The organism is Mycobacterium sp. DHQP2018-32-09, assembly GCF_058148405.1.
The window spans coordinates 1-23,205 of record NZ_JBYVYK010000068.1 but is presented as its reverse complement, the minus strand read 5'-3'; the positions used below and the strand labels follow the sequence as shown (position 1 = coordinate 23,205).

The following is a 23,205-nucleotide window of genomic DNA, read 5'->3' as shown; positions in this document are numbered from 1 at the left end:
CGGGGCGCTCACGACGGCTCCTGGTGCGCGGTGCCGCCGGACGTGGGTGCCAGGATCTCGGCCACGTGCACGGCGACGCCGTCGACGGTGAGGCCGGCATGGTCGGCCAGCGCCGCGGTGACCTCGTGGCCCACCCGCTGCGCGACGGCCGCCAGGGACACTCCCCAGTCGACGGCGACCTCGACGACGGCCCGGACGTGGTCGCCGGCGACGGTGACCTCGGCGCGCGGCAGGTCCCGCCCGGCGAGCCTGCCGAGCCCGCCGCCGTGCCGGTGCACCCCGGCGACCCCGAGGCAGGCCGCCACCGCGATCCGCTGCACGGCGCGTTCCCGGACGGTCAGCGCACCCCGCTGGTCGGGGTCGGCGGGCACGTGCCCGTCAGCCACGACCGCGGCCCCGAAGCCATGCCGTGGCGTCGAACTCGCCGTCGCGGTGGCCGCCCACGACGTAGCCGATCACGCCGAGGACGAGGGCGAGGAGGAACCCCGTGAAACCGCCTGCGGCGGCGGCCACGCCGAGCAGCACGCCGGCCAACATGCCTGCGGTGGCGGTCGTCATCGAGATCCTCCTGGGGTGTCGGGGGTGGCGGGGTCGCGCCGCGAGACGCAGCCACGGGGGCCGGTCGCGAGGTCTTCGACGGTGACGTCGACGGCGACCCCGGGGTGCACCGCCGCGACGGCCGCACGCACCTGGGCCGCGGTCTCGCGCACGGGCACGTCGGGTGTCAGCACCACGTGCACGGCGATCGCGTCGTCGGTGAGGCGCACCCCGATGACGCGGCGTCCCGGTAGCAACGTGGCCACCTCGCCGAACATGCCGGGGTGGAGGGCGGCGACGCCCGGCACGGCGCGGACGAGGTCCGCCACCGTGTCGGCAGGCACGACGTCCTCGTCCACTATTCGACCCGCGAGGTCTTCTCCGGGACGTCGTCGCCGTCGGAGGGCACGAAGACGTCGTGAACGGTGATGTTGACCTCGACGACCTCCAGGCCGGTCATCCGTTCGAGTGCGGCGATCACGTTGCGGCGGATCCCGGCGGCCAGCTCGGCGATCGAGACCCCGTAGTCGGCCACGACGTCCAGGTCGACCGCGGTCTGCTTCTCGCCGACCTCGACCGAGACGCCCTGGGCGTAGTTGGTCGACGCGCCCGGGATGCGCTCGCGCAGGGCCCCCACCGCGCGGGTGGCGTTGCCGCCCAGGTCGTGCACGCCACTGACCTCGCGAGCTGCCAGTCCGGCGATCTTCGACACGACCACGTCGGCGATGGTGGTGGTGCCGTGGCTGGTCGCCAGGGGGCCGCCGGTGGTGGCGGCCACCGCGCTGGTGGTCGCGGTACCGGTGGTCGGGGAACTCGACGTGGATGCCATCTCGATCGTCCTTCCTTCGATTCGTCCGTCGTACACCAGTTGGGTCGGCCGTACCTGGCAAAACCGAATGCCGCTAAATTGTGCTTCGTGCCACAGGGCTGGATGGGATGAGCGACGCTGGTGGGGATGAGCCACGCCGGTGGGGATGAGCCACGCCGGCGGAGAAGAGCGGCGCCGTGAACGACACCGTGGGTGACGATGCGCCGGGCGCGGCGGACGACGATGCGGCGTTGGCGCTGGCGGCGCGCGCGGGTGACGCCGCGGCGTTCGAGGAGTTGATCCGACGTCACGGTCCCGCCCTGTACCGCTATGCGCGACGCATGACGCGCGACGCCGACGCGGTCAACGACATCGTGCAGGAGACGTTCGTCGCGGCCTGGCGCCAGATGGCGAAGTTCCGGGGCGACTCGCAGGTGCGGACGTGGCTGTTCTCGATCTGCGCGCGCAAGGTCGTCGACTCCCATCGCGTGAAGCGGGCCGTCCCCATCGACGACCGGCTCATCGAACCCCTCAGCGCCACCAGTGATTCCGATCCGTTCGCCACGGCGTCGAACAACGCGTTCCTGGAGGCGATGGAGTTGGCACTGGCCGAATTGCCACCTCGGCAACGTGCGGTGTGGATGCTGCGTGAGGTCGAAGGGTTGACCTTCCCGCAGATCGGCGACATCCTGACGTTGAGTCCCGACGCTGCGCGGGGACATCATCACCGCGCCCGTACCACCCTTCAACAGAGGCTTCGACAATGGCGATAGGCGATTACGACGTCGTGGGTCGCGCCGCCCGGATCCTGCGCGAGGCACCCGAACCCGGATGGCGCGCCATCGAGAACCGCGTGATCGATGCCGTCCGTGCCACGCCGAGATCGGGATGGCCCCTGGACGTGACGGATCCGGACGGCGGCGTGATTCCCGGCGCGCTCCGGGTCAGCGACCTGGTGCTGCACATGCGTCTGGTCGACGCGTTGACCGGTGATCCCGACTTCGTGGTCACCGACGTGGAGATCGCGTCCACCGACACCACCCTGGAGCGGGTGGCGATCCACCTCACCGGCCGATACGGCGCCGTGCTGCCCGCTGCGGGCGCCCGTGCGGAGGCGGCGTGCCGCGCCGTGCTCGCCGACGTCGTCGGATCGGTGACGCAGGTCACGGTGACCGTCATCGTGGACGACGTCTTTTCCTGATCTGATCTGCGCGAACGAACTTCGTGCACGATCGGGCGTTCGGTTTTCGGCCATCGGCCCGACCTACTCCCAGACACGACCGAAGGGAGTGAGGTGTTGACCGTGGCGCCTGAAGACATCCGGTGGTTTCACGACGCGCGAGGCGGCCAATCGTCGCTCGCGTGTTCGGTGAGCATCGTCGACGACGCCGTCGCCCTGACGACGATCGACGACAACGGCGAGCGCGTGACCGCGTCGGTGACCCTGTCGGCCGAGGACGCCGAGGTGCTCGCGTGCCACCTGCAGTGGTGGCTGGCGCGGCTGCGGATGTGACACCGCGGTCGCACGGCCGCCGCGGTGGCCCGCGAGGGCCTCGCGCCCACGTCGTGGCAGTCGCACGGCCGTCGCTATGATCGCCGGGTGGTGGAGCCAGGACTGTCCGAGCAGGAGCTGACCGACGCCGTCGACGCGGCCCGCAGCGCCTTCGAGGCCGCGGCCGACCTCGACGGGTTGGCCAGGGCCAAGACGGAGCACCTCGGTGACCGTTCGGCGATTGCCGTTGCGCGGCAAGCCCTGGGCGCGCTGCCCAAGACCGATCGTGCCGATGCGGGCAAGCGGGTCAACGTCGCCCGCACGCAGGCGCAGGCGGCTTACGACGCCCGCCTGGCGGTGCTGCGCGCCGAACGCGATGCCGCCGCACTGGTGGCGGAGCGCATCGACGTGACCTTGCCGTCGACTCGTCAGCAGCTCGGTGCGCGGCACCCCATCACGATCCTGGCCGAGAACGTCGCCGATACGTTCGTGGCGATGGGGTGGGAGCTGGCGGAGGGACCCGAGGTCGAGTCGGAGCAGTTCAACTTCGACGCCTTGAACTTTCCGCCCGACCATCCCGCCCGCAGTGAGCAGGACACCTTTCACGTCGGGTTGCCCGGTGCGCGCTGTCCTGGTTCCTCCGGCGGCGTGTCAGATCTCGAGGGATCCCGGGTGGTGTTGCGGACGCACACCTCGCCGGTGCAGGTGCGCGCGCTGCTTCGGCGCGAGCTGCCGGTGTACGTGGTGTCGATCGGACGCACCTTCCGCACCGACGAACTCGACGCCACTCACACGCCGGTGTTCCATCAGGTGGAGGGCCTGGCGGTGGATCGCGGCCTGACGATGGCGAACCTGAAGGGCACGTTGGACGCCTTCGCGCGTGCCCAGTTCGGTCCGCAGGGCCGGACGCGGTTCCGTCCGCACTTCTTTCCGTTCACCGAACCGTCGGCAGAGGTGGACGTGTGGTTCGAGAACAAGAAGGGTGGCCCCGGCTGGGTGGAGTGGGGCGGGTGCGGCATGGTGAATCCGAACGTGTTGCGGGCGTGCGGGATCGATCCGAGCGAGTTCTCCGGCTTCGCCTTCGGGATGGGGCTGGAACGCACGCTGCAGTTCCGCAACGGCATATCCGACATGCGTGACATGGTGGAGGGTGACGTGCGCTTCTCGCTGCCGTTCGGGGTGAACGCCTGATGCGCGTGCCCTATGGCTGGCTTCGCGACGTCGTCCGGGCCGGCGCGCCCGGCTGGGACGTCTCGCCCACCGAACTCGAGCAGGCCCTGATCGGCATCGGGCACGAGGTCGAGGAGATCCTGCCGGTCGGTCCGGTCACCGGCCCCCTGACCATCGGCCGTGTCGTCGAGATCGAAGAACTCACCGAGTTCAAGAAGCCGATCCGGGCGTGCAAGGTCGACGTCGGCGAACCGCAGCCCCGCGACATCGTCTGTGGCGCACGGAACTTCGCGGTCGATGATCTGGTGGTGGTGGCCCTGCCCGGTACCACGCTGCCCGGTGACTTCACCATCGCCAAGCGCAAGACCTACGGGCGCACGTCCGACGGCATGATCTGTTCGGCGTCGGAGTTGAACCTCGGCACCGACCACGCCGGCATCATCGTGCTGCCGCCGGGGACCGCCGAGCCGGGTGCCGCGGCCGCCGACGTGGTGGGCCTCGACGACGTGGTGTTCCATCTCGCGATCACCCCGGATCGCGGCTATTGCCTGTCGATTCGCGGCATGGCCCGCGAGATCGCCTGCGCGTTCGACCTCGACTTCGTCGACCCGGCCGACGTGCCGCCGCTGCCCGCCGAAGGGGAGGCGTGGCCGTTGACGGTGCGCCCCGAGACGGGGGTCGCCCGGTTCGGCCTGCGTCCGGTGGTGGGCATCGACCCGCAGGCGGTGTCGCCGTGGTGGCTGCAGCGGCGCTTGCTGTTGGCAGGCATCCGGGCCATTTCGCCGGCGGTCGACGTGACCAACTACGTCATGCTGGAACTCGGCCAGCCGATGCACGCGCACGATCGCTCCCTCATCACCGGTGGTTTCGACGTCCGCCTGGCCGCCGCGGGGGAGAAGGTCGTCACGCTCGACGACGTCGAGCGCACCCTGGGGCCCGCCGACGTGCTGATCGTCGACGACGTGGCCACGGCCGCGATCGGCGGCGTGATGGGTGCGGGCACCACGGAGGTCCGCGACACCACCACCGACGTGCTGCTCGAGGCCGCGGTGTGGGATCCCGCCGCGGTGTCGCGGACCCAGCGTCGCCTGCGTCTGGTGAGCGAGGCGGGCCGGCGCTACGAGCGCACGGTCGACCCCGCGATCGCGGTCGCCGCGCTCGATCGTTGCGCGACCCTGCTCGCCGAGATCGCCGGGGGCGCCGTGGAACCGACGCTCACCGACTGGTGCGGCGACCCGCCGCGCACGGACTGGTCGCCGCCGGCCGTCGCGATGCCCGTCGACCTGCCGGACCGCATGGCAGGGGTGGCCTACGGCGACGGCGCCGCGGCTCACCGGTTGAGGCAGATCGGTGGCCGCGTCGACGTGGCCGATGGCGTGCTGACCGTCACCCCGCCCAGCTGGCGCCCGGACCTGCGCGAGCCCGCCGACCTCGTCGAGGAGGTGCTGCGTCTCGAGGGGTTGGACCGCATCCCCTCGGTGCTGCCGTCGGCGCCGCCGGGGCGTGGCCTCACGGCGGCGCAGCGTCGTCGCCGCGCCATCGGAAAGTCGTTGGCGCTGCACGGTTTCGTCGAGGTGCTGCCCACGCCGTTCCTTCCCTCCGGGGTCTTCGACGCGTGGGGTCTGCCCGCCGACGACCCGCGTCGCGCCACGGTCTCGGTGCTCAACCCGCTGGAGTCCGATCGGCCGCAGCTGGCGTCGACGCTGCTGCCCGGACTGTTGGAGGCATTGACGCGCAACGTCTCTCGGGGCGCAGCCGACGTCGCGCTGTTCGGGATGGAACAGGTGGTGTTGGCGACGCCGCAGACGCGCGCGCTCGCCCCCATCCCCGTGGACCGGCGTCCGACGCCCGACGAACTGCAGGCCATCGACGATGCGCTGCCGCGGCAGCCGTTGCACGTCGGCGTGGTGCTGGCCGGGCTGCGCGAACCGGCGGGGCCGTGGGGTGCGGGTCGCCCCGTGGAAGCCGCCGACGCGTTCGAGGCGGTGCGGGTCATCGCTCGGGCGGCCGACGTGGACGTGACGCTGCGTGCGGCGGCCCAGGCGCCCTGGCATCCGGGTCGGTGTGCCGAAGTGCTCGTCGGCGACCGCGTGGTGGGTTACGCCGGGGAGTTGCACCCGGCGGTCGTCGAGCGCAGCGGGTTGCCCAAGCGCACGTGCGCCGTGGAACTCGACCTCGATGCCATCCCGGTGAGCGAACACCTTCCGGTGCCGTCGGTGTCGCCGTTCCCGGCCGTGTTCCAGGACGTCAGCCTGGTGGTGGCGGCCGACGTCGCCGCGGCGGACGTGGTGGCGGCGGTGCGGCAGGGTGCGGGTCCGTTGCTGGAGGACGTGCGGCTGTTCGACGTGTTCACCGGGCCCCAGGTCGGTGAGGGCAACAAGTCGCTGACGTTGGCGTTGCGCTTCCGTGCACCGGATCGCACGCTGACCGAGGACGAGGCCAGTGCGGCGCGGGACGCGGCGGTGGCGGTGGCCGGTGAGCGGGTGTCGGCGACGTTGCGGCGGTGACGATCGGCCATCGCTTAATCAATTTGCAACGATTTGCATAACCATGCAAGACTTCGGGCCATGAGTTCCACGCCGATCTCCGTCGCCGTCGCCGGGGCCAGCGGGTACGCCGGTGGCGAGATCCTCCGGCTGCTGCTCGGCCACCCCGCATACGCCGACGGGCGCCTCATCCTCGGCGCACTCACCGCGGCGTCGAGCGCGGGTTCCGACGTCACCGATCATCACCCGCACCTGCTGCCGCTGACCGGCCGTGTGCTGTCGGAGACCAGCGCGGACACGCTGGCCGGGCACGACGTGGTGTTCTTGGCCCTGCCGCACGGGCACTCCGGCCCGCTGGCCGAACGACTGGGTCCGGAGACGCTCGTCGTGGATTGCGGTGCGGACTTTCGTCTGCGCGACGCCGCAGCCTGGGAGCGGTTCTACGGCTCAACCCACGCGGGCACCTGGCCGTACGGTCTGCCCGAGCTACCGGGCGGCCGGGACGCGTTGCGCGGCACCAGGCGCGTCGCCGTCCCGGGCTGCTACCCGACGTCGGCGCTGTTGGCCATGGTGCCCGCGGTCGCCGCGGGTCTCGTCGAACCCGCCGTCACCGTCGTCGCGGTCAGCGGCACCTCGGGAGCCGGCCGGGCGGCCAAGGTGGACCTGCTGGCTTCGGAGGTGCTGGGCTCGGCCCGCGCGTACAACGTCGGCGGTGCCCACCGGCACACCCCCGAGATCGCCCAGGGCCTGCGGGCCGTCACCGGCGGCGACGTCACGGTGTCGTTCACGCCGGTGCTGGTCCCGACGTCGCGGGGCATCCTGGCCACCTGCACCGCGCCGACGACGGCGTCGCAGGGCGAGGTCCGTGCCGCCTACGACGAGGCCTACGGCGCGGAGCCGTTCGTGCACCTGCTGCCCGAGGGGCGGTTGCCGAAGACCGGTGCGGTGATCGGCAGCAACGCCGCCCAGATCGCGGTGACCGTCGATGCCGACGCCGGTGTGCTGGTGGCGCTGTGTGCCATCGACAACCTCACCAAGGGCACCGGCGGCGCCGCCGTGCAATCGATGAACCTGGCCCTGGGTTGGCCCGAGACCGAAGGACTTTCGACCGTGGGAGTGGCACCGTGACCGACACCAACCTGGTCCGCACGCAGGGCGTCACGGCGCCCGCCGGTTTCCGGGCCACCGGCATCGCCGCCGGCATCAAGGCCTCCGGCAAGCCCGATCTGGCGCTGGTGTTCAACGAGGGCCCGGATCACGCGGCGGCCGCGGTGTTCACCCGCAACCAGGTGAAGGCCGCGCCGGTGCTGTGGTCTCAACAGGTCCTCAAGTCCGGGCGGTTACGCGCGGTGATCCTGAACTCCGGCGGTGCCAACGCCTGCACCGGGCCCGGCGGCTTCCAGGACGCTCACGCCACCGCCGAGGCCGTCGCGGCCGCCCTGTCGGACTGGGGCACCGAGACCGGGGCCATCGAGGTGGCCGTCTGTTCGACCGGCTTGATCGGCGACCGGTTGCCCATGGACCGGGTGCTCAAGGGAGTGACCGACGTCGTGCACGAGATGGCGGGCGGGCTCACCGGCGGCGTCGAGGCGGCCACGGCGATCATGACCACCGACACGGTGCCCAAACAGGTTGCGCTGCACGCCAAGGACTGGACCGTGGGCGGCATGGCCAAGGGCGCGGGCATGCTGGCCCCGTCGTTGGCGACCATGCTGTGCGTCATCACCACCGACGCCGTCGCCGACGCGGCGGCGCTCGACCACGCGCTGCGCGCCGCGGCGGCGCGCACGTTCGATCGGCTCGACGTCGACGGCAGCTGCTCCACCAACGACACCGTGCTGCTGCTGGCGTCGGGTGCCAGCGAGGTCGCGCCGACGCAGGCCGAACTCGACGCCGCGGTGCTCGCGGTGTGTGACGACCTGTGCGCGCAGTTGCAGGCCGACGCCGAGGGCGTCACCAAGCGCATCGCGATCACCGTGACCGGTGCCGCGAGCGAGGACGACGCCGTCACCGCGGCCCGGGTGATCGCCCGGAACAGTCTGGTCAAGACCGCGCTGTTCGGCTCGGACCCCAACTGGGGCCGCGTCCTGGCGGCGGTGGGCATCGCACCGGTACGGCTCGATGCCGAGCGGATCAGCGTGTCGTTCAACGGTTCTCCGGTGTGCGTCGACGGCGTCGGGGCGCCGGGCGCACGCGCCGTCGACCTGTCGGGCGAGGACGTCGACGTCGTGGTGGACCTGGGCGTCGGCGACGGTGCGGCCACCATTCGCACCACCGATCTGTCGCACGCCTACGTCGAAGAGAACTCGGCGTATTCGTCATGACCGACGTCCGCACGAAGGCCGCGGTGCTGGCCGAGGCGCTGCCGTGGCTGACCGCGCTGCACGGCAAGGTCGTCGTGGTGAAGTACGGCGGCAACGCGATGACCGACGACGTGCTCAAGGCGGCGTTCGCGGCGGACATGGTGTTCCTGCGCAACTGCGGCATCCACCCGGTGGTGGTGCACGGCGGCGGCCCGCAGATCAGCGCGATGTTGACGCGGCTGGGCATCCCGGGAGAGTTCCGGGGCGGCTTCCGCGTCACCACGCCCGAGGTGCTCGACGTGGCGCGCATGGTGCTGTTCGGTCAGGTGGGCCGCGAACTCGTCGGGCTGATCAACGCCCACGGCCCGTACGCGGTGGGCATCACCGGGGAGGACGCCCACCTGTTCACCGCGGTGCGCCGCGACGTGACGGTCGACGGGGTGGCCACCGACATCGGCCTGGTGGGCGACGTCGAGAAGGTGAATACCTCGGCGGTGCTGGATCTCGTTGCGGCGGGCCGCATCCCGGTCGTCTCCACCATCGCGCCCGATGCCGCGGGCGTGGTGCACAACATCAACGCCGACACGGCCGCTGCCGCGCTGGCCGAGGCGCTGGGCGCCGACCGGCTGGTGATGCTCACCGACGTCGAGGGCCTCTACACCGACTGGCCCGATCGGGATTCACTGGTCAGCCAGATCAACGTGGCCGACCTGACCGCGCTGTTGCCGACACTCGAGTCCGGCATGGTGCCCAAGATCGAGGCGTGCCTGCGTGCGGTGGCGGGCGGCGTGCCCAGCGCCCACGTCATCGACGGCAGGGTCGAACACTGCGTGTTGGTGGAGTTGTTCACCAACGAGGGATCGGGAACGAAGGTGGTGCCCTGATGTCGAAGACCAGTGAGCTTCGGGCGCGGTGGCAGGCCGTGATGATGGACAACTACGGCACGCCGCCGGTGGCGCTCGTCAGCGGTGACGGCGCGGTGGTCACCGACGCCGACGGCAAGACCTACGTCGACATGCTGGCGGGCATCGCGGTCAACGTCCTCGGGCACCGGCATCCCGCCGTCGTCGAGGCCGTCACGCGCCAGCTGAACACGCTGGGACACGTGTCGAACCTGTATGCCACCGAACCCGGTGTCGCGTTGGCGGAGGCGCTCGTCGGCCACCTCGGCGGCGATCGGCCGGCACGGGTCTTCTTCGCCAATTCCGGGGCGGAGGCCAACGAGGTCGCGTTCAAGATCACGCGGTTGACCGGACGCACCAGGCTCGTCGCCGCCGAGGGCGGCTTCCACGGCCGCACCATGGGTTCGCTGGCGCTCACCGGACAGCCGGCCAAGCGCGCCCCGTTCGAGCCGCTGCCCGGCGACGTCACGCACGTCCCCTTCGGCGACGTCGACGCGCTTGCCCGCGTGGTGGATTCGCAGACCGCCGCGGTGTTCCTCGAACCGATCATGGGCGAGGGCGGCGTGGTGACGCCGCCGCCCGGCTACCTCGCCGCCGCCCGTGACCTCACCGCCGAGCACGGCGCGCTGCTGGTCCTCGACGAGGTGCAGACCGGCGTCGGGCGTACCGGCACGTTCTACGCCCACGCACACGACGGCATCACGCCCGACGTGGTGACCCTGGCGAAGGGGCTCGGTGGCGGCCTGCCGATCGGGGCGTGCGTGGCCGTCGGCGCCGCCGCGGATCTGCTGACTCCGGGCATGCACGGCAGCACGTTCGGGGGCAACCCGGTGTGCACGGCCGCGGCGCTGGCGGTGCTCCGGACGCTGGAGGCCGACGACCTGATCGCGCGGGCCGACGTGCTCGGCAAGACGCTGGCCCACGGCATCGAGGACGTCGGGCATCCGCTGGTGGACCACGTCCGCGGCCGCGGCCTGCTGCGCGGTGTCGTGCTCACCGCACCCCGCGGCAAGGCCGTGGAGGCCGCGGCACGCGAGGCCGGCTTCCTGGTCAACGCCGCCGCGCCCGACGTGGTGCGCCTGGCGCCACCCCTCGTGATCACCGACGACCAGATCGCGGCGTTCGTCTCCGCGCTGCCCGCCATCCTCGACACCGCCCTCGACACCGCCAAGGACGCCTGATGACCCCAGCCACCCGGTCGCTGCGCCACTTCCTGCGCGACGACGACCTGACGCCCACCGAACAGGCCGAGGTGCTGGCGCTGGCCGCCGAGCTCAAGCGGTCGCCGTTCAGCGCGCGGCCCCTGGAGGGTCCGCGCGGCGTGGCGGTGATCTTCGAGAAGAACTCCACCCGCACGCGGTTCTCGTTCGAGATGGGCATCGCGCAGCTCGGCGGGCACGCCATCGTCGTCGACGGCCGCAGCACGCAACTCGGTCGCGAGGAGACCCTCGAGGACACCGGCGCCGTGCTGTCGCGTTACGTCGACGCCATCGTGTGGCGCACGTTCGCCCAGGAACGGCTGACCGCCATGGCCTCCGGTTCGACGGTGCCCATCGTCAACGCGCTGTCCGACGAGTTCCACCCCTGCCAGGTGCTGGCCGACCTGCAGACCCTCGCCGAGCGCAAGGGTGCCCTCGAGGGTCTGCGCATGACCTACTTCGGCGACGGCGCCAACAACATGGCGCACTCGCTGATGCTCGGCGGTGTCACCGCAGGCGTGCACGTGACCATCGCCGCGCCCGCGGGGTTCGAACCGCATCCGCAGTTCGTCGAGGCGGCCAGGAAGCGGGCTGCCGAGACCGGCGCCACGGTGACGCTGACCGCCGACGCCACCGCGGGTGCCGACGGCGCCGACGTCCTGGTGACCGACACGTGGACGTCGATGGGGCAGGAGAACGACGGGCTGGACCGCGTGCGGCCGTTCCGCCCGTTCCAGGTCAACGCCGCGCTGCTGGGTCTGGCCGCCCCCGACGCCGTGGTGCTGCACTGCCTGCCCGCCCACCGCGGCCACGAGATCACCGACGACGTCATCGACGGCCCGCAGAGCGCGGTGTTCGACGAGGCGGAGAACCGCCTGCACGCCCAGAAGGCGCTGCTGGTGTGGCTGTTGGAGCAGCGGGGGTGACCAGCGCGTCGACGCGGGCGGGCCGCCAGGCGCGCATCGTGGCGCTGCTGGCGGCGCACTCGGTGCGCAGCCAGGGGGAGTTGGCGGCGATGCTCGCCGGTGAGGGCATCGACGTGACGCAGGCGACGCTGTCGCGCGATCTCGAGGAGTTGGGCGCGGTGAAGCTGCGGGGGGCCGACGGCGGCATGGGCGTCTACGTGGTGCCCGAGGACGGCAGTCCCGTGCGCGGCGTGGCCGGCGGCACCGACCGGATGACGCGGCTGCTCGGCGAGCTGCTGGTGTCCACCGATGCCAGCGGAAACCTGGCGGTGCTGCGGACGCCGCCCGGTGCCGCGCACTACCTGGCGAGTGCGATCGACCGGGCGGCACTACCCGAGGTGTTGGGCACCATCGCCGGGGATGACACGATCTTCCTGGTCGCCCGCGAGCCCCTGACCGGTGCGGAACTGGCCGCCCGGTTCGAGAACATCCAACAGCAGACGTAAACACCTTTCTACGAAGGAGATTCAATGTCCGAACGCGTCATCCTGGCGTATTCCGGCGGGCTCGACACGTCGGTCGCCATCAGCTGGATCGGCAAGGAGACCGGTCGCGAGGTCGTCGCCGTCGCGATCGACCTCGGCCAGGGCGGCGAGGACATGGACGTGGTGCGCCAGCGTGCGCTCGACTGCGGCGCCGTGGAGGCCGTCGTCGTCGACGCCCGCGACGAGTTCGCCGAGCAGTACTGCCTGCCGACCATCAAGTCCAACGCGCTGTACATGGACCGCTACCCGCTGGTGTCGGCCATCAGCCGGCCGCTGATCGTCAAGCACCTGGTGGCCGCGGCGCGCGAGCACGCCGGCGGCATCGTCGCGCACGGCTGCACCGGCAAGGGCAACGATCAGGTGCGCTTCGAGGTCGGCTTCGCCTCGCTGGCGCCCGATCTCGAGGTGCTGGCGCCCGTGCGCGACTACGCGTGGACGCGCGAGAAGGCCATCGCGTTCGCAGAGGAGAACGCCATCCCGATCAACGTCACCAAGCGCTCACCGTTCTCGATCGACCAGAACGTGTGGGGCCGCGCGGTGGAGACCGGGTTCCTCGAGCACCTGTGGAACGCACCCACCAAGGACGTCTACGACTACACCGAAGACCCCACGGTGAACTGGAGCACGCCCGACGAGGTCATCGTCGGGTTCGACGAGGGCGTGCCGGTGTCGATCGACGGCCGTCCGGTCACGGTGCTGCAGGCCATCGAGGAACTGAACCGGCGCGCGGGCGCGCAGGGCGTCGGCCGTCTCGACGTCGTCGAGGACCGCCTCGTCGGCATCAAGAGTCGCGAGATCTACGAGGCGCCCGGCGCGATGGTCCTCATCACCGCCCACACCGAACTCGAGCACGTCACGCTGGAACGCGAGCTGGGCCGCTTCAAGCGCACCACGGATCAGAAGTGGGGCGAGCTGGTCTACGACGGCCTCTGGTACTCGCCGCTCAAGCGCGCGCTGGAATCGTTCGTCGAGCACACCCAGGAGCACGTCACCGGGGAGATCCGGCTGGTGCTGCACGGCGGTCACATCGCGGTCAACGGTCGCCGCAGCGCCGAGTCGCTGTACGACTTCAACCTCGCGACCTACGACGAGGGCGACAGCTTCGACCAGTCGAGCGCCAAGGGCTTCGTGCACGTGCACGGTTTGTCGTCGAAGATCTCGGCCAAGCGCGACCTCGGGCTGTGAGCACCAACGAGGGGTCGCTGTGGGGCGGTCGGTTCGCCGACGGCCCGTCGGCGGCGTTGGCGGCGCTGAGCAAGTCGACGCACTTCGACTGGGCGCTCGCGCCGTACGACGTGCGGGCGTCGAAGGCGCATGCGCGCGTGCTGTTCCGCGCCGGGCTGCTCACCGAGGAGCAGCGTGACGGGCTGCTGGCGGGCCTGGACAGCCTGGGCAACGACGTCGCCGACGGCAGCTTCGGCCCGCTGCCGTCGGACGAGGACGTCCACGGCGCGCTCGAACGCGGGTTGATCGACCGCGTCGGCGACGAACTCGGCGGCCGGCTGCGCGCGGGTCGGTCGCGCAACGACCAGGTGGCCACGCTGTTCCGGATGTGGTTGCGCGACGCCATGTCCCGCGTGGGCAACGGCGTCCTCGACGTGGTGGCCGCACTGGCCACGCAGGCCGCGGCGCACCCCCTGGCGATCATGCCGGGCAAGACGCACCTGCAGTCGGCGCAGCCGGTGCTGCTGGCCCACCACCTGCTGGCGCACGCGCAGCCGCTGCTGCGCGACGTGTCGCGCATCGTCGACTTCGACGCCCGGACCGCGGTGTCGCCGTACGGCTCCGGTGCGTTGGCGGGCTCGTCGCTGGGGCTCGATCCCGACGCGATCGCCGCCGAACTCGGATTCGAGCGTGCGGCGGACAACTCGATCGACGCGACGGCGGCGCGGGACTTCGCCGCCGAGGCCGCGTTCGTGCTGGCGATGATCGCCGTGGACCTCTCCCGGCTCGCCGAGGACGTGATCCTGTGGAGCACCACGGAGTTCGGGTACGTGCGGTTGCACGACGCGTGGTCGACGGGGAGTTCGATCATGCCGCAGAAGAAGAACCCGGACATCGCCGAACTCGCGCGCGGCAAGTCGGGCAGGCTCATCGGCAACCTCACCGGGCTGCTGGCGACGCTCAAGGCCCAGCCGTTGGCCTACAACCGCGACCTGCAGGAGGACAAGGAACCCGTCTTCGACTCGGTGGCGCAGCTCGAGCTGCTGCTGCCTGCCGTGGCCGGGTTGGTGGGCACGTTGGCGTTCGACACCGACCGGATGGCCGAACTGGCGCCACTGGGGTACACGTTGGCCACCGACGTCGCCGAATGGCTGGTGCGCCAGGGCGTTCCGTTCCGCGTCGCGCACGAGGCCGCGGGGGCCGCGGTGCGTGCGGCGGAGGCCCGCGGCGTGGGGCTGGAGGAACTCGCCGACGACGAGTTGGCGGGCATCCACCCCGGGTTGACTGCCGAGGTACGCGAGGTGCTCACCGTCGCCGGCTCGGTGGAGTCGCGGTCGGCGCGCGGCGGCACGGCCCCGGCTCGGGTGGCCGACCAGCTGGTCGTGGTGCGGGACTCCGCCGAGCGGCTGCGGGTGGCCCTGCGCGGCTGACCCTCCCCGCGAGCAGACGCAAACGTCCGCGACTTCCTGGGAGTTTCGGGACGTTTGCGTCTGCTCGCGGGGGATCAGTCGTCGGCCAGGGCCAGCCACTGCTCCTCGAGATCGCCCTTGCGTTCCGATAGTTCGCGCAGTTCGGCGTTGAGTTCGCCGAGGCGCACGTGGTCGGCGGCCGCGTCGGCCATGGTCTCGTGCAGCGCGGCGATGCGTTCGTCGAGCTTGCCGAGCTGACTCTCGATGCGCGCCAATTCCTTTCCCGTGCGGCGTGAGCGTGCCGCGTCGGACTCGGAGCGCTGCGCCTGCTTGCCCGAGGCCCCCGACGCGCCCGAGGCCGCCGGTGTCGCGGCCTCGGAACGCTCGGCCAGGTACTGCTCGATGCCGCCGGGCAGCATGACGCAACGCCCGTCCCCGACGAGCGCGTAGGTCGCGTCGGTGACGCGTTCGGCGAAGTACCGGTCGTGCGTGACCACCAGCAACGTGCCCGGCCATCCGTCGAGGTAGTCCTCGAGCACCGTCAGGGTGTCGATGTCCAGGTCGTTGGTCGGTTCGTCGAGCAGCAGCACGTTGGGCTCGTCGAGCAACAGCCGCAGGAACTGGAATCGGCGCCGCTCGCCGCCGGAGAGGTCGCCCAGGCGCGTCGTGAGCTTGTCCCCGGTGAAGCCGAAGTCCTCCAGCAGGGTCGAGGTGCTCACCTCGCGTCCGCCCGCCAGCTCGGTGACCCGGCGTCGGCTCTCGACGGCGTCGAGCACCCGGTCGTCGGGATCCAGCTCGGCGAGCGCCTGGCTCAGATACCCGATCCGCAGCGTCTGACCGCGCTTGACGGTGCCCGCGGTCGGGGCGATCTCGCCGACCAGCAGCTTGAGCACCGACGACTTCCCGGTGCCGTTGACGCCCACCAGCCCGATGCGCACCCCCGGCCCGATGGACCAGTCCAGCTTGTCGAGGATGGTCTTGCCGCCCAGTTCGAGCACCACGCGGTGCAGGTCGAAGACGTCCTTGCCCAGCCGGGCCGTGGCGAACCGCTGCAACTGCAACGAATCCCGGGGCGGCGGTTCGTCGGCGATGAGGTCGTTGGCCGCCTGGATGCGGAACTTCGGCTTGGACGTGCGGGCAGGCGGGCCGCGGCGCAGCCACGCCAGTTCCTTGCGCATCAGGTTGCGCCGCCGGGCTTCGGTGCCCGCCGCGACCCGCATGCGTTCGGCCCGCGCCAGCACGTACGCGGCGTACCCGCCCTCGTAGGCGTCGACGACGCCGTCGTGGACCTCCCAGGTGCGGGTGCACACCGCATCGAGGAACCACCGATCGTGGCTGACGACGACCAGGGCGCGCGCGGGTCGGGCGGCCAGGTGCCCGGCGAGCCAGCCGATCACCTCGACGTCGAGGTGGTTGGTGGGCTCGTCGAGGATCAGCACGTCGTGTCCGGCCAGCAGGATCGCGGCCAGTGCGACCCGGCGCCGCTCGCCACCGCTGAGGTTGCTCACCGACTGGTCGAGATCGACGTGGGGGAGCAGGTGTTCCACTACGGACCTGGTGTCGGCGTCGGCCGCCCAGATGTGGTCGGCGCGGCCGCCGACGATGACGTCGCGGATGGTCGACTCGGGGGTGAAGTCGTCGGCCTGGTGGAGATAGCCGACGGACAGCCCCGAGGTGTGCGTCACCCTGCCGGAGTCGGGCGGGCGGGTGGCGGTGAGCACGCGCAGCAGCGTGGTCTTGCCGTCGCCGTTGCGGCCGACGACACCGACGGCGTCCCCGTCGTCGATGCCGAGGCTGACGGCGTCGAGCAGGGTGCGCGTGCCGTAGCCGACGGTGACGCGTTCGAGGTTGACGAGGTTGGCCATCAGCCGCCGATCATAGGGGGCCCCGTGCGGTCCCCTTCGGGCGAGATCCAGCGGGCGCCCAGATTCGCTGTGCCATGATGACGTCCACGAGCTGCGGTCGGGGACACGCGGAAGGGGACACTGTGGTGGACGTCTCGGCTTTCACCAGACCGGTCGGACGGTTGATGGCGACCGCACAGAACGGGTTGGAGGTCCTGCGTTACGGCGGCCTGGAGACGGGTGCGGTGCCGTCCCCCTTCCAGATCATCGAGAGCGTCCCGATGTATCGCCTGCGCCGGTACTTCCCGCCGGACACCCGTCCCGGGGCCAAGCCCGCAGGACCGCCGGTGCTGATGGTGCACCCGATGATGATGTCGGCGGACATGTGGGACGTCACGCGCAACGACGGTGCCGTCGGCATCCTGCACGCGGCGGGCATCGATCCCTGGGTCATCGACTTCGGGTCACCGGATCAGGTCGAGGGCGGCATGCAGCGCACCCTCGCCGATCACGTGGTGGCGCTGAGCGAGGCCATCGACACGGTGCATTCGGTCACCGACCGTGAGGTGCACCTGGCGGGTTACTCCCAGGGCGGCATGTTCGCCTACCAGACCGCCGCGTACCGCCGCTCCAAGGACCTGGCGAGCATCATCGCGTTCGGTTCACCGGTGGACACGTTGGCCGGCTTGCCCCTGAACCTGCCGCCCAACCTGGGCGCCGCGGCGGCGGACTTCATGGCCGACCACGTCTTCAGCCGCATCGACATCCCGGGATGGTTGGCGCGCACCGGTTTTCAGATGCTCGATCCCATCAAGACCGCACAGGCGCGCATCGACTTCCTGATGCAGCTGCACGACCGCGAGGCGCTGCTGCCGCGTGAGCAGCAGCGCCGCTTCCTGTCCAGCGAGGGGTGGATCGCGTGGTCGGGGCCGGCGATCGCCGAACTGCTCAAGCAGTTCATCGCGCACAACCGGATGATGAGCGGGGGCTTCTCCATCCGGGGTGACCTGGTGACCCTCAGCGACATCGAGTGCCCGGTGCTGGCGGTGGTCGGCGAGGTCGACGACATCGGCCAGCCGGTGTCGGTGCGCGGCATCAAGCGCGCCGCACCGCAGGCCGACGTGTACGAATACCTGATTCGCGCAGGACATTTCGGGCTCGTGGTGGGCGGCAAGGCGGCCACCCAGACGTGGCCGACGGTGGCCGCGTGGGTGAAGTGGCGCAACGGCGAGGGGCAGCTGCCGCCGGACGTGGTGCCCATGGCGCTGCAGCCGGCCCAGCCCACCGAGAGCGGGGTCGCGATCGCCTCGCGGTTGGCGCACGGTGCGGCGGCGGCCACCGAGGTCACGTTCAGCCTGGCGCGCTCGGCGGCCGACGCGTTCGTCGCGGCGAACAAGTCGGCGCGGGCGCTGGTCATCGAGACCGCCCGCACACTGCCGCGGCTCGCGCGGCTGGGCCAGATCAACGACCACACGCGGATCTCCCTGGGCCGCATCATGGAGGAGCAGGCCGAGGCGACGCCCGACGGCGAGTTCCTGCTGTTCGACGGGCGCGTGCACACCCACGGCGCGGTGAACCGCCGGATCGACAACGTGGTGCGCGGGCTCATCGCCGTCGGCGTGCGCCAAGGTGCCCACGTGGGCGTGCTGATGGAGACGCGGCCCAGCGCCCTGGTCGCCATCGCCGCGCTGTCGCGACTGGGTGCGGTGGCGGTGCTCATGCCGCCCGACGCCGACCTGGCGGAGGCTGCCCGGCAGGGCGGCGTCGCCGACGTCATCGCCGACCCCAGCACCCTGGAGGCGGCCCGTCGGCTGCCGCTGCGCGTGCTGGTCCTCGGCGGCGGCGAGAACCGCGACCTGGCGCTGCCCGACGACGCCGACGTCGTCGACATGGAGCAGATCGATCCCGACGAGGTGGCGTTGCCAGGGTGGTACCGGCCGAACCCGGGGTTCGCCAAGGACCTTGCCTACGTCGCGTTCACCACCGTCGGCGGCAAGCTGGTGGCCCGGCAGATCACCAACTTCCGGTGGGCGCTGTCGGCCTTCGGCACCGCGTCCGCCGCGAACCTGGGTCGCGGCGACACCCTGTACTGCCTGACGCCGCTGCACCACCAGTCCGGCCTGTTGGTCAGCCTGGGCGGCGCGGTGGTGGGCGGCACCCGGATCGCGCTGTCGCGGGGCCTGCGGCCGGAACGTTTCGTGCACGAGTTGCGGCAGTACGGCGTCACGGTGGTGTCGTACACGTGGGCGATGCTGCGCGACGTCATCGACGATCCGTCGTTCGTGCTCAAGGGCAATCACCCGGTGCGGTTGTTCATCGGGTCGGGCATGCCGACGGGGTTGTGGCAGCGCGTGGAGGAGACGTTCGCGCCCGCTCACATCGTCGAGTTCTTCGCGACCACCGACGGGCAGGCCGTCCTGGCGAACGTGTCGGGCGCCAAGCGGGGGAGCGAGGGCCGGCCGCTGCCGGGCAGCGGACGCATCGCGCTGGCGGCCTACGACGTCGACGACGACCTGATCATCGAGGACGACCGTGGTTTCGTGCGGGTCGCCGAACCCAACGAGGTCGGCGTGCTGCTGGCGCATCCTCGCGGCCCGGTCGACCCGACGGCGGCCGTCAAGCGCGGCGTGTTCGCGCCCGCCGACACCTGGGTGTCCACCGAGTACCTGTTCCGCCGCGACGAGGACGGCGACTTCTGGCTGGTCGACAACCGCGGCAGCGTCATCCGTACGGATCGGGGCCCGGTATTCAGCGCCGCGGTGAACGACGCGGTGGGCCGAGTGGGCTCGGTGGATCTCGCGGTCACCTACCGGGTGTCCGAGCAGGGACGCTCGTTCGCGGTGACGGCGCTGACGCTGGCGCCCGGCGGCAGCGTGCCGACGGCCGAACTCAACGAGGCGCTGGCGGCGCTCCCGGTGGGATCGGGACCCGACGTCGTGCACGTCGTGGCCGAGATGAAGCTCAGTGCCACCTACCGTCCGCTGCTCGGTCCGCTGCGGGCGGCGGGCGTGCCGAAGGCCGCCCGTAACGCCTGGTACCGCGATTCCGACACAGGGGTGTACAAGCGGCTCACGACCGCGGCCCGGGCCGAACTGCTGGGTACGGGTTCGCCCGACTGAGGTCGTGCGTCACATGGGTCACACTGTTAGGCTCCGGCAGATGGCAGATCGCCACTCGGGTCGGGCCCCGCTCCGCATGGAGGACATGGATGTTGTCGCAGACCAGCATTGACACCGGCTGGCGTCGCGCCGCGATCGGCGCCCTGGCCTGTGGAGCGCTGGTGACCGGCGTCCTCGCCGCGGCACCCGGCGCGCTGGCCGAGCCCAGCGATCCGTCGACCCCGGTCACCCCGGGTGCGGCGGCTGCCCCGTCGCCGGCCGGTGAGCAGGGCAGCCCGGTCACGCCGGGTGGCGCCGCCGCGGGCGGTCTGGCCAACGACGCCGCCGCAGGCGATCGGGCGCTCGCCGAGATCGCCGCCACGTACGACACCGGGGACGGCGGCGGGCAGATCTCGAAGCTGATCCACAGCGTGATGCTGCTGCGTTCGCAGGGCTTCTACCCGTCCAAGGGCAACGTCATCGCCCTGCAGGAGGGGCTCGACAAGCGGCCGAACCAGGGCCCGATCGTCGCCGCCTTGGAGCAGACCCTGGCCTTCCAGCGCCGGGCTCAGCAGCGGGCGGCCATGGCGCCGCAGAATCCGGTCAACGCAGGCATCGGCGGCAACAACGGCGGCATGTGGATGGGTCCGGCGCTCGGCCCCACCGGTGGTGGCCCGGCCGTCAACATCCCCCTCGGCTGATCCGTGGCACTCGACCATCGTCTGCTCGACATCCTGGTCTGTCCCGCCGATCGCGGACCGCTGCTGCTGGTCCGCGACGACGCCGGCCGCGACGAGCTGCTCTACAACCCGCGGCTGCGGCGGGCCTACCGCGTGGACGGCGACATCCCGGTGCTGCTGATCGACGAGGCGGTCGACGTGGCCGACGACGCCGAGCACGCCCGGCTGCTCGAACGCGCCGACTAGGCACCGCGCCCCGGATTCCGGCGGCGATGAAACGATCGCGGGCGTGAGCCGAGTTCTTCCCACCGACCCGATCGACGCGGCCCGTGTCCTCGTCGGATCTCGACTGAGAGTCCGTGGTGTCGAGGCGGTCGTGGTCGAGGTCGAGGCCTACGGCGGCCCGGCCGACGGCCCGTGGCCGGATACGGCGTCGCACTCCTACCGCGGTCCGGGCGGTCGGAACGCCGTGATGTTCGGGCCGCCGGGTCGGCTGTACACCTACCGCAGTCATGGAATCCACGTGTGCGCCAACGTCGTCTGCGCTCCGGACGGGGTCGCGGGGGCGGTTCTGCTGCGGGCCGCCCAGATCGTCGACGGGGAGCCGGTGGCGCGGGGCAGGCGCGGTCCGACCGTCCGTGAGACCGCACTCGCGCGCGGTCCGGGCAACCTGTGCGCAGCGACGGGAATCGCGATGTCCGACAACGGAATCGACGTGTTCGACCCGTCCGCGGACGTCGCCCTCGAACTCGCCGACCCGCTGCCGTCGGTCGCCGGACCACGCGTCGGCGTCAGCACCGCCGCCGACCGGCCGTGGCGGTTCTGGGTGCCCGGTCTACCCGAGGTGTCGGCGTACCGGCGCAGCCCGCGGGCGCCCGCGCCCGGGCTCAGCGACTGAGGGCGCACCGGGGGCATGCCGCCCGGGACGGCCGGTACGGGAGGATCGAGGCATGGGAACCGACATCCTCTCCGAACTGCAGTGGCGGGGGCTCATCGCCCAGTCGACGGACCGGGAGGCGCTGGCCGCCGATCTCGCGGCGGGGCCCCTCACGCTGTACTCGGGTTTCGACCCCACCGCGCCCAGCCTGCACGCCGGGCATCTGGTTCCGCTGTTGACCCTGCGCCGGTTTCAGCAGGCGGGTCACCGGCCGATCGTGCTGGCCGGCGGTGCGACGGGGCTCATCGGTGATCCGCGCGACACCGGCGAACGCTCGATGAACAGCGCCGACACCGTGGCCGACTGGGCAGACCGCATCCGTGGTCAGCTGGAACGCTTCGTCGAGTTCGACGACTCGCCCACGGGCGCGATCATCGAGAACAACCTGACCTGGACGTCGAAGATGTCGGCGATCGACTTCTTGCGCGACGTGGGGAAGCACTTCTCGGTGAACGTGATGCTCGATCGGGACACGGTGCGTCGTCGCCTCGAGGGTGACGGGATGTCCTACACCGAGTTCAGCTACATGCTGTTGCAGTCGAACGACTACGTCGAACTGCATCGACGGCATGGTTGTGCGCTGCAGATCGGCGGCTCCGATCAGTGGGGCAACATCGTGGCCGGGGCGGGCCTGGTGCGCAAGAAGACCGGTGCGACGGTGCACGCGATGACGACGCCGCTGGTCACGGACTCCGAGGGCAAGAAGTTCGGCAAGTCCACCGGCGGCGGGAATCTCTGGCTGGATCCGGCCATGACCAGCCCGTATGCCTGGTACCAGTACTTCGTGAACACCGCCGACGCCGACGTGGTCGCGTACCTGCAATGGTTCACGTTCCTGTCGCGCGAGGAGTTGGCCGACCTGGCCGATGCGACGGCGAACCGGCCGCACGAGCGGGCCGGTCAGCGCAGGCTCGCTCGCGAGCTGACGACGTTGGTGCACGGTCAGGCGGCCACCGATGCCGTCGAACTGGCCAGCCAGGCGTTGTTCGGCCGGGCCGAACTGGGAGAACTCGACGAGTCCACGTTGGCCGCCGCGCTGCGGGAAGCGGCGAATGGCCAGGTCAGCGAGTTGCAGCCGGGAAGCGCGGATGCCATCACGGATCTGTTGGTGGCCACGGGGCTGTCGGCCAGTCGGGGAGCGGCCAAGCGCACGGTCGCCGAGGGCGGGGTCTACGCCAACAACGTGCGCATCGACGCCGAGGACTGGGTGCCCCAGCCAGCGGACTTCCTGCACGGACGATGGCTGGTGCTGCGTCGGGGCAAGCGGAACGTGGCCGGCGTGCGTCGGGCGGGATGACGGTCCTGCCGCGCGAATGAGGCATGCGTGCCAAAAAACGGTCGCTGACCAGGCGATTTGACTCGTCGTTAGCCCTGACGTAACTTATTCCAGGTCAGAGCGACCGGCCCCCGGGCCGAGAGCGAAGACCAAATCCGAGAGTGGATCCCGCTAAGGTGGGTTTACCTCACTGCCCGCAGGAGACAGCGGCTTTTGGCCGCGGGATTCTTGCGCGTCAGAATCGGGTGTGTTGTTTGAGAACTCAATAGTGTGTTTGGTGGTTTTTGTTTGTTGCCGCACTCTTTTTCCCGTTTAGGGTGTGGTTTTTTGGATGCCAGTTTTGGTGTCTGTTGTTTGTGATCGGATTTTTCTGATTCGAATTCTGCCTGGGTTTTCGTGCCTGGGGGTTTTTGTTTGGAGAGTTTGATCCTGGCTCAGGACGAACGCTGG

Annotated in this window: 24 protein-coding genes; 18 read left to right on the top strand and 6 right to left on the bottom strand. The window is 71.0% G+C overall.

Going from position 1 to position 23,205, the window contains the following annotated elements; all coding sequences use genetic code 11:
* Nucleotides 1-8: 8 nt before the first annotated feature.
* The 4 genes from AC30CM_RS24640 to AC30CM_RS24625 are packed head-to-tail and all read right to left on the bottom strand — an operon-like array spanning nt 9 to nt 1,366.
* Complete coding sequence (locus AC30CM_RS24640) at nt 9-386, bottom strand: Asp23/Gls24 family envelope stress response protein (protein WP_490119539.1); 378 nt, start codon at nt 384-386, stop codon at nt 9-11.
* Complete coding sequence (locus AC30CM_RS24635; protein ID WP_490119538.1) at nt 379-558, bottom strand: hypothetical protein; 180 nt, start codon at nt 556-558, stop codon at nt 379-381. The genes AC30CM_RS24640 and AC30CM_RS24635 overlap by 8 nt, the downstream gene beginning before the upstream one ends.
* The gene (locus AC30CM_RS24630) at nt 555-881 is read right to left on the bottom strand and encodes a hypothetical protein (protein ID WP_490119537.1); all 327 of its coding nucleotides are present in this window, start codon (nt 879-881) and stop codon (nt 555-557) included. The genes AC30CM_RS24635 and AC30CM_RS24630 overlap by 4 nt, the downstream gene beginning before the upstream one ends.
* 14 nt (nt 882-895) lie before the next feature.
* Nucleotides 896-1,366, bottom strand: coding sequence for an Asp23/Gls24 family envelope stress response protein (locus AC30CM_RS24625; protein WP_490119536.1), 471 nt, complete (start codon nt 1,364-1,366; stop codon nt 896-898).
* A 176-nt stretch (nt 1,367-1,542) separates the two neighbouring features.
* Here AC30CM_RS24625 and AC30CM_RS24620 point away from each other — a divergent pair, with 176 nt between their 5' ends.
* From AC30CM_RS24620 to argH, 13 genes are all read left to right on the top strand, one after another.
* Nucleotides 1,543-2,118 carry an RNA polymerase sigma factor gene (locus tag AC30CM_RS24620; protein ID WP_490119535.1) on the top strand — a complete coding sequence of 192 codons (576 nt, stop codon included), beginning with the start codon at nt 1,543-1,545 and terminating at the stop codon, nt 2,116-2,118.
* The gene (locus AC30CM_RS24615) at nt 2,109-2,546 is read left to right on the top strand and encodes a hypothetical protein (RefSeq protein WP_490119534.1); all 438 of its coding nucleotides are present in this window, start codon (nt 2,109-2,111) and stop codon (nt 2,544-2,546) included. Before AC30CM_RS24620 ends, AC30CM_RS24615 begins: the two co-directional genes overlap by 10 nt.
* A 102-nt stretch (nt 2,547-2,648) precedes the next feature.
* Nucleotides 2,649-2,858 (top strand): hypothetical protein, encoded by a 210-nt coding sequence (locus AC30CM_RS24610; protein WP_490119533.1) that lies wholly within the window; start codon nt 2,649-2,651, stop codon nt 2,856-2,858.
* A gap of 90 nt (nt 2,859-2,948) precedes the next feature.
* Nucleotides 2,949-4,028 carry a phenylalanine--tRNA ligase subunit alpha gene (gene pheS, locus AC30CM_RS24605; RefSeq protein WP_490119541.1) on the top strand — a complete coding sequence of 360 codons (1,080 nt, stop codon included), beginning with the start codon at nt 2,949-2,951 and terminating at the stop codon, nt 4,026-4,028.
* Nucleotides 4,028-6,514: a phenylalanine--tRNA ligase subunit beta gene (gene pheT, locus AC30CM_RS24600; RefSeq protein ID WP_490119532.1), complete on the top strand. Its 2,487-nt coding sequence runs from the start codon at nt 4,028-4,030 to the stop codon at nt 6,512-6,514. The genes pheS and pheT overlap by 1 nt, the downstream gene beginning before the upstream one ends.
* 60 nt (nt 6,515-6,574) lie before the next feature.
* Nucleotides 6,575-7,621 (top strand): N-acetyl-gamma-glutamyl-phosphate reductase, encoded by a 1,047-nt coding sequence (argC, locus tag AC30CM_RS24595; protein ID WP_490119531.1) that lies wholly within the window; start codon nt 6,575-6,577, stop codon nt 7,619-7,621.
* Nucleotides 7,618-8,817 (top strand): bifunctional glutamate N-acetyltransferase/amino-acid acetyltransferase ArgJ, encoded by a 1,200-nt coding sequence (gene argJ / locus AC30CM_RS24590; RefSeq protein WP_490119530.1) that lies wholly within the window; start codon nt 7,618-7,620, stop codon nt 8,815-8,817. The genes argC and argJ overlap by 4 nt, the downstream gene beginning before the upstream one ends.
* Complete coding sequence (gene argB, locus AC30CM_RS24585) at nt 8,814-9,680, top strand: acetylglutamate kinase (protein WP_490119529.1); 867 nt, start codon at nt 8,814-8,816, stop codon at nt 9,678-9,680. Before argJ ends, argB begins: the two co-directional genes overlap by 4 nt.
* Nucleotides 9,680-10,879, top strand: a complete 1,200-nt coding sequence (locus tag AC30CM_RS24580; protein ID WP_490119528.1) for an acetylornithine transaminase — start codon at nt 9,680-9,682, stop codon at nt 10,877-10,879. Before argB ends, AC30CM_RS24580 begins: the two co-directional genes overlap by 1 nt.
* The gene (gene argF / locus AC30CM_RS24575) at nt 10,879-11,823 is read left to right on the top strand and encodes an ornithine carbamoyltransferase (protein WP_490119527.1); all 945 of its coding nucleotides are present in this window, start codon (nt 10,879-10,881) and stop codon (nt 11,821-11,823) included. The genes AC30CM_RS24580 and argF overlap by 1 nt, the downstream gene beginning before the upstream one ends.
* Nucleotides 11,799-12,308, top strand: a complete 510-nt coding sequence (locus AC30CM_RS24570; RefSeq protein WP_490119526.1) for an arginine repressor — start codon at nt 11,799-11,801, stop codon at nt 12,306-12,308. Before argF ends, AC30CM_RS24570 begins: the two co-directional genes overlap by 25 nt.
* 24 nt (nt 12,309-12,332) lie before the next feature.
* A complete protein-coding gene (locus AC30CM_RS24565) occupies nt 12,333-13,532 on the top strand; it encodes an argininosuccinate synthase (protein ID WP_490119525.1) in 1,200 nt (399 codons plus the stop codon).
* Complete coding sequence (gene argH, locus AC30CM_RS24560) at nt 13,529-14,941, top strand: argininosuccinate lyase (RefSeq protein ID WP_490119524.1); 1,413 nt, start codon at nt 13,529-13,531, stop codon at nt 14,939-14,941. The genes AC30CM_RS24565 and argH overlap by 4 nt, the downstream gene beginning before the upstream one ends.
* A gap of 74 nt (nt 14,942-15,015) precedes the next feature.
* Here the strand turns inward: argH and AC30CM_RS24555 are convergent, their stop codons facing one another.
* Entirely contained in the window at nt 15,016-16,785 is a 1,770-nt protein-coding gene (locus AC30CM_RS24555; protein WP_490119523.1) for an ABC-F family ATP-binding cassette domain-containing protein, read from the bottom strand.
* A gap of 77 nt (nt 16,786-16,862) precedes the next feature.
* Here AC30CM_RS24555 and AC30CM_RS24550 point away from each other — a divergent pair, with 77 nt between their 5' ends.
* From AC30CM_RS24550 to tyrS, 5 genes are all read left to right on the top strand, one after another.
* The gene (locus tag AC30CM_RS24550) at nt 16,863-19,883 is read left to right on the top strand and encodes an acyl-CoA synthetase (protein WP_490119540.1); all 3,021 of its coding nucleotides are present in this window, start codon (nt 16,863-16,865) and stop codon (nt 19,881-19,883) included.
* Nucleotides 19,884-19,972: 89 nt separating this feature from the next.
* The gene (locus AC30CM_RS24545; protein WP_490119522.1) at nt 19,973-20,563 is read left to right on the top strand and encodes a hypothetical protein; all 591 of its coding nucleotides are present in this window, start codon (nt 19,973-19,975) and stop codon (nt 20,561-20,563) included.
* Nucleotides 20,564-20,566: 3 nt separating this feature from the next.
* On the top strand, nt 20,567-20,788 hold the full coding sequence (locus tag AC30CM_RS24540; RefSeq protein ID WP_490119521.1) for a Trm112 family protein: 222 nt from the start codon (nt 20,567-20,569) through the stop codon (nt 20,786-20,788).
* 43 nt (nt 20,789-20,831) lie between these two features.
* Complete coding sequence (locus AC30CM_RS24535) at nt 20,832-21,440, top strand: DNA-3-methyladenine glycosylase (protein ID WP_490119520.1); 609 nt, start codon at nt 20,832-20,834, stop codon at nt 21,438-21,440.
* Nucleotides 21,441-21,492: 52 nt separating this feature from the next.
* Entirely contained in the window at nt 21,493-22,776 is a 1,284-nt protein-coding gene (gene tyrS, locus AC30CM_RS24530; RefSeq protein WP_490119519.1) for a tyrosine--tRNA ligase, read from the top strand.
* A 241-nt stretch (nt 22,777-23,017) separates the two neighbouring features.
* Here the strand turns inward: tyrS and AC30CM_RS24525 are convergent.
* On the bottom strand, nt 23,018-23,205 hold a 188-nt coding region (locus AC30CM_RS24525; RefSeq protein ID WP_490119518.1), incomplete at its 5' end, for a hypothetical protein.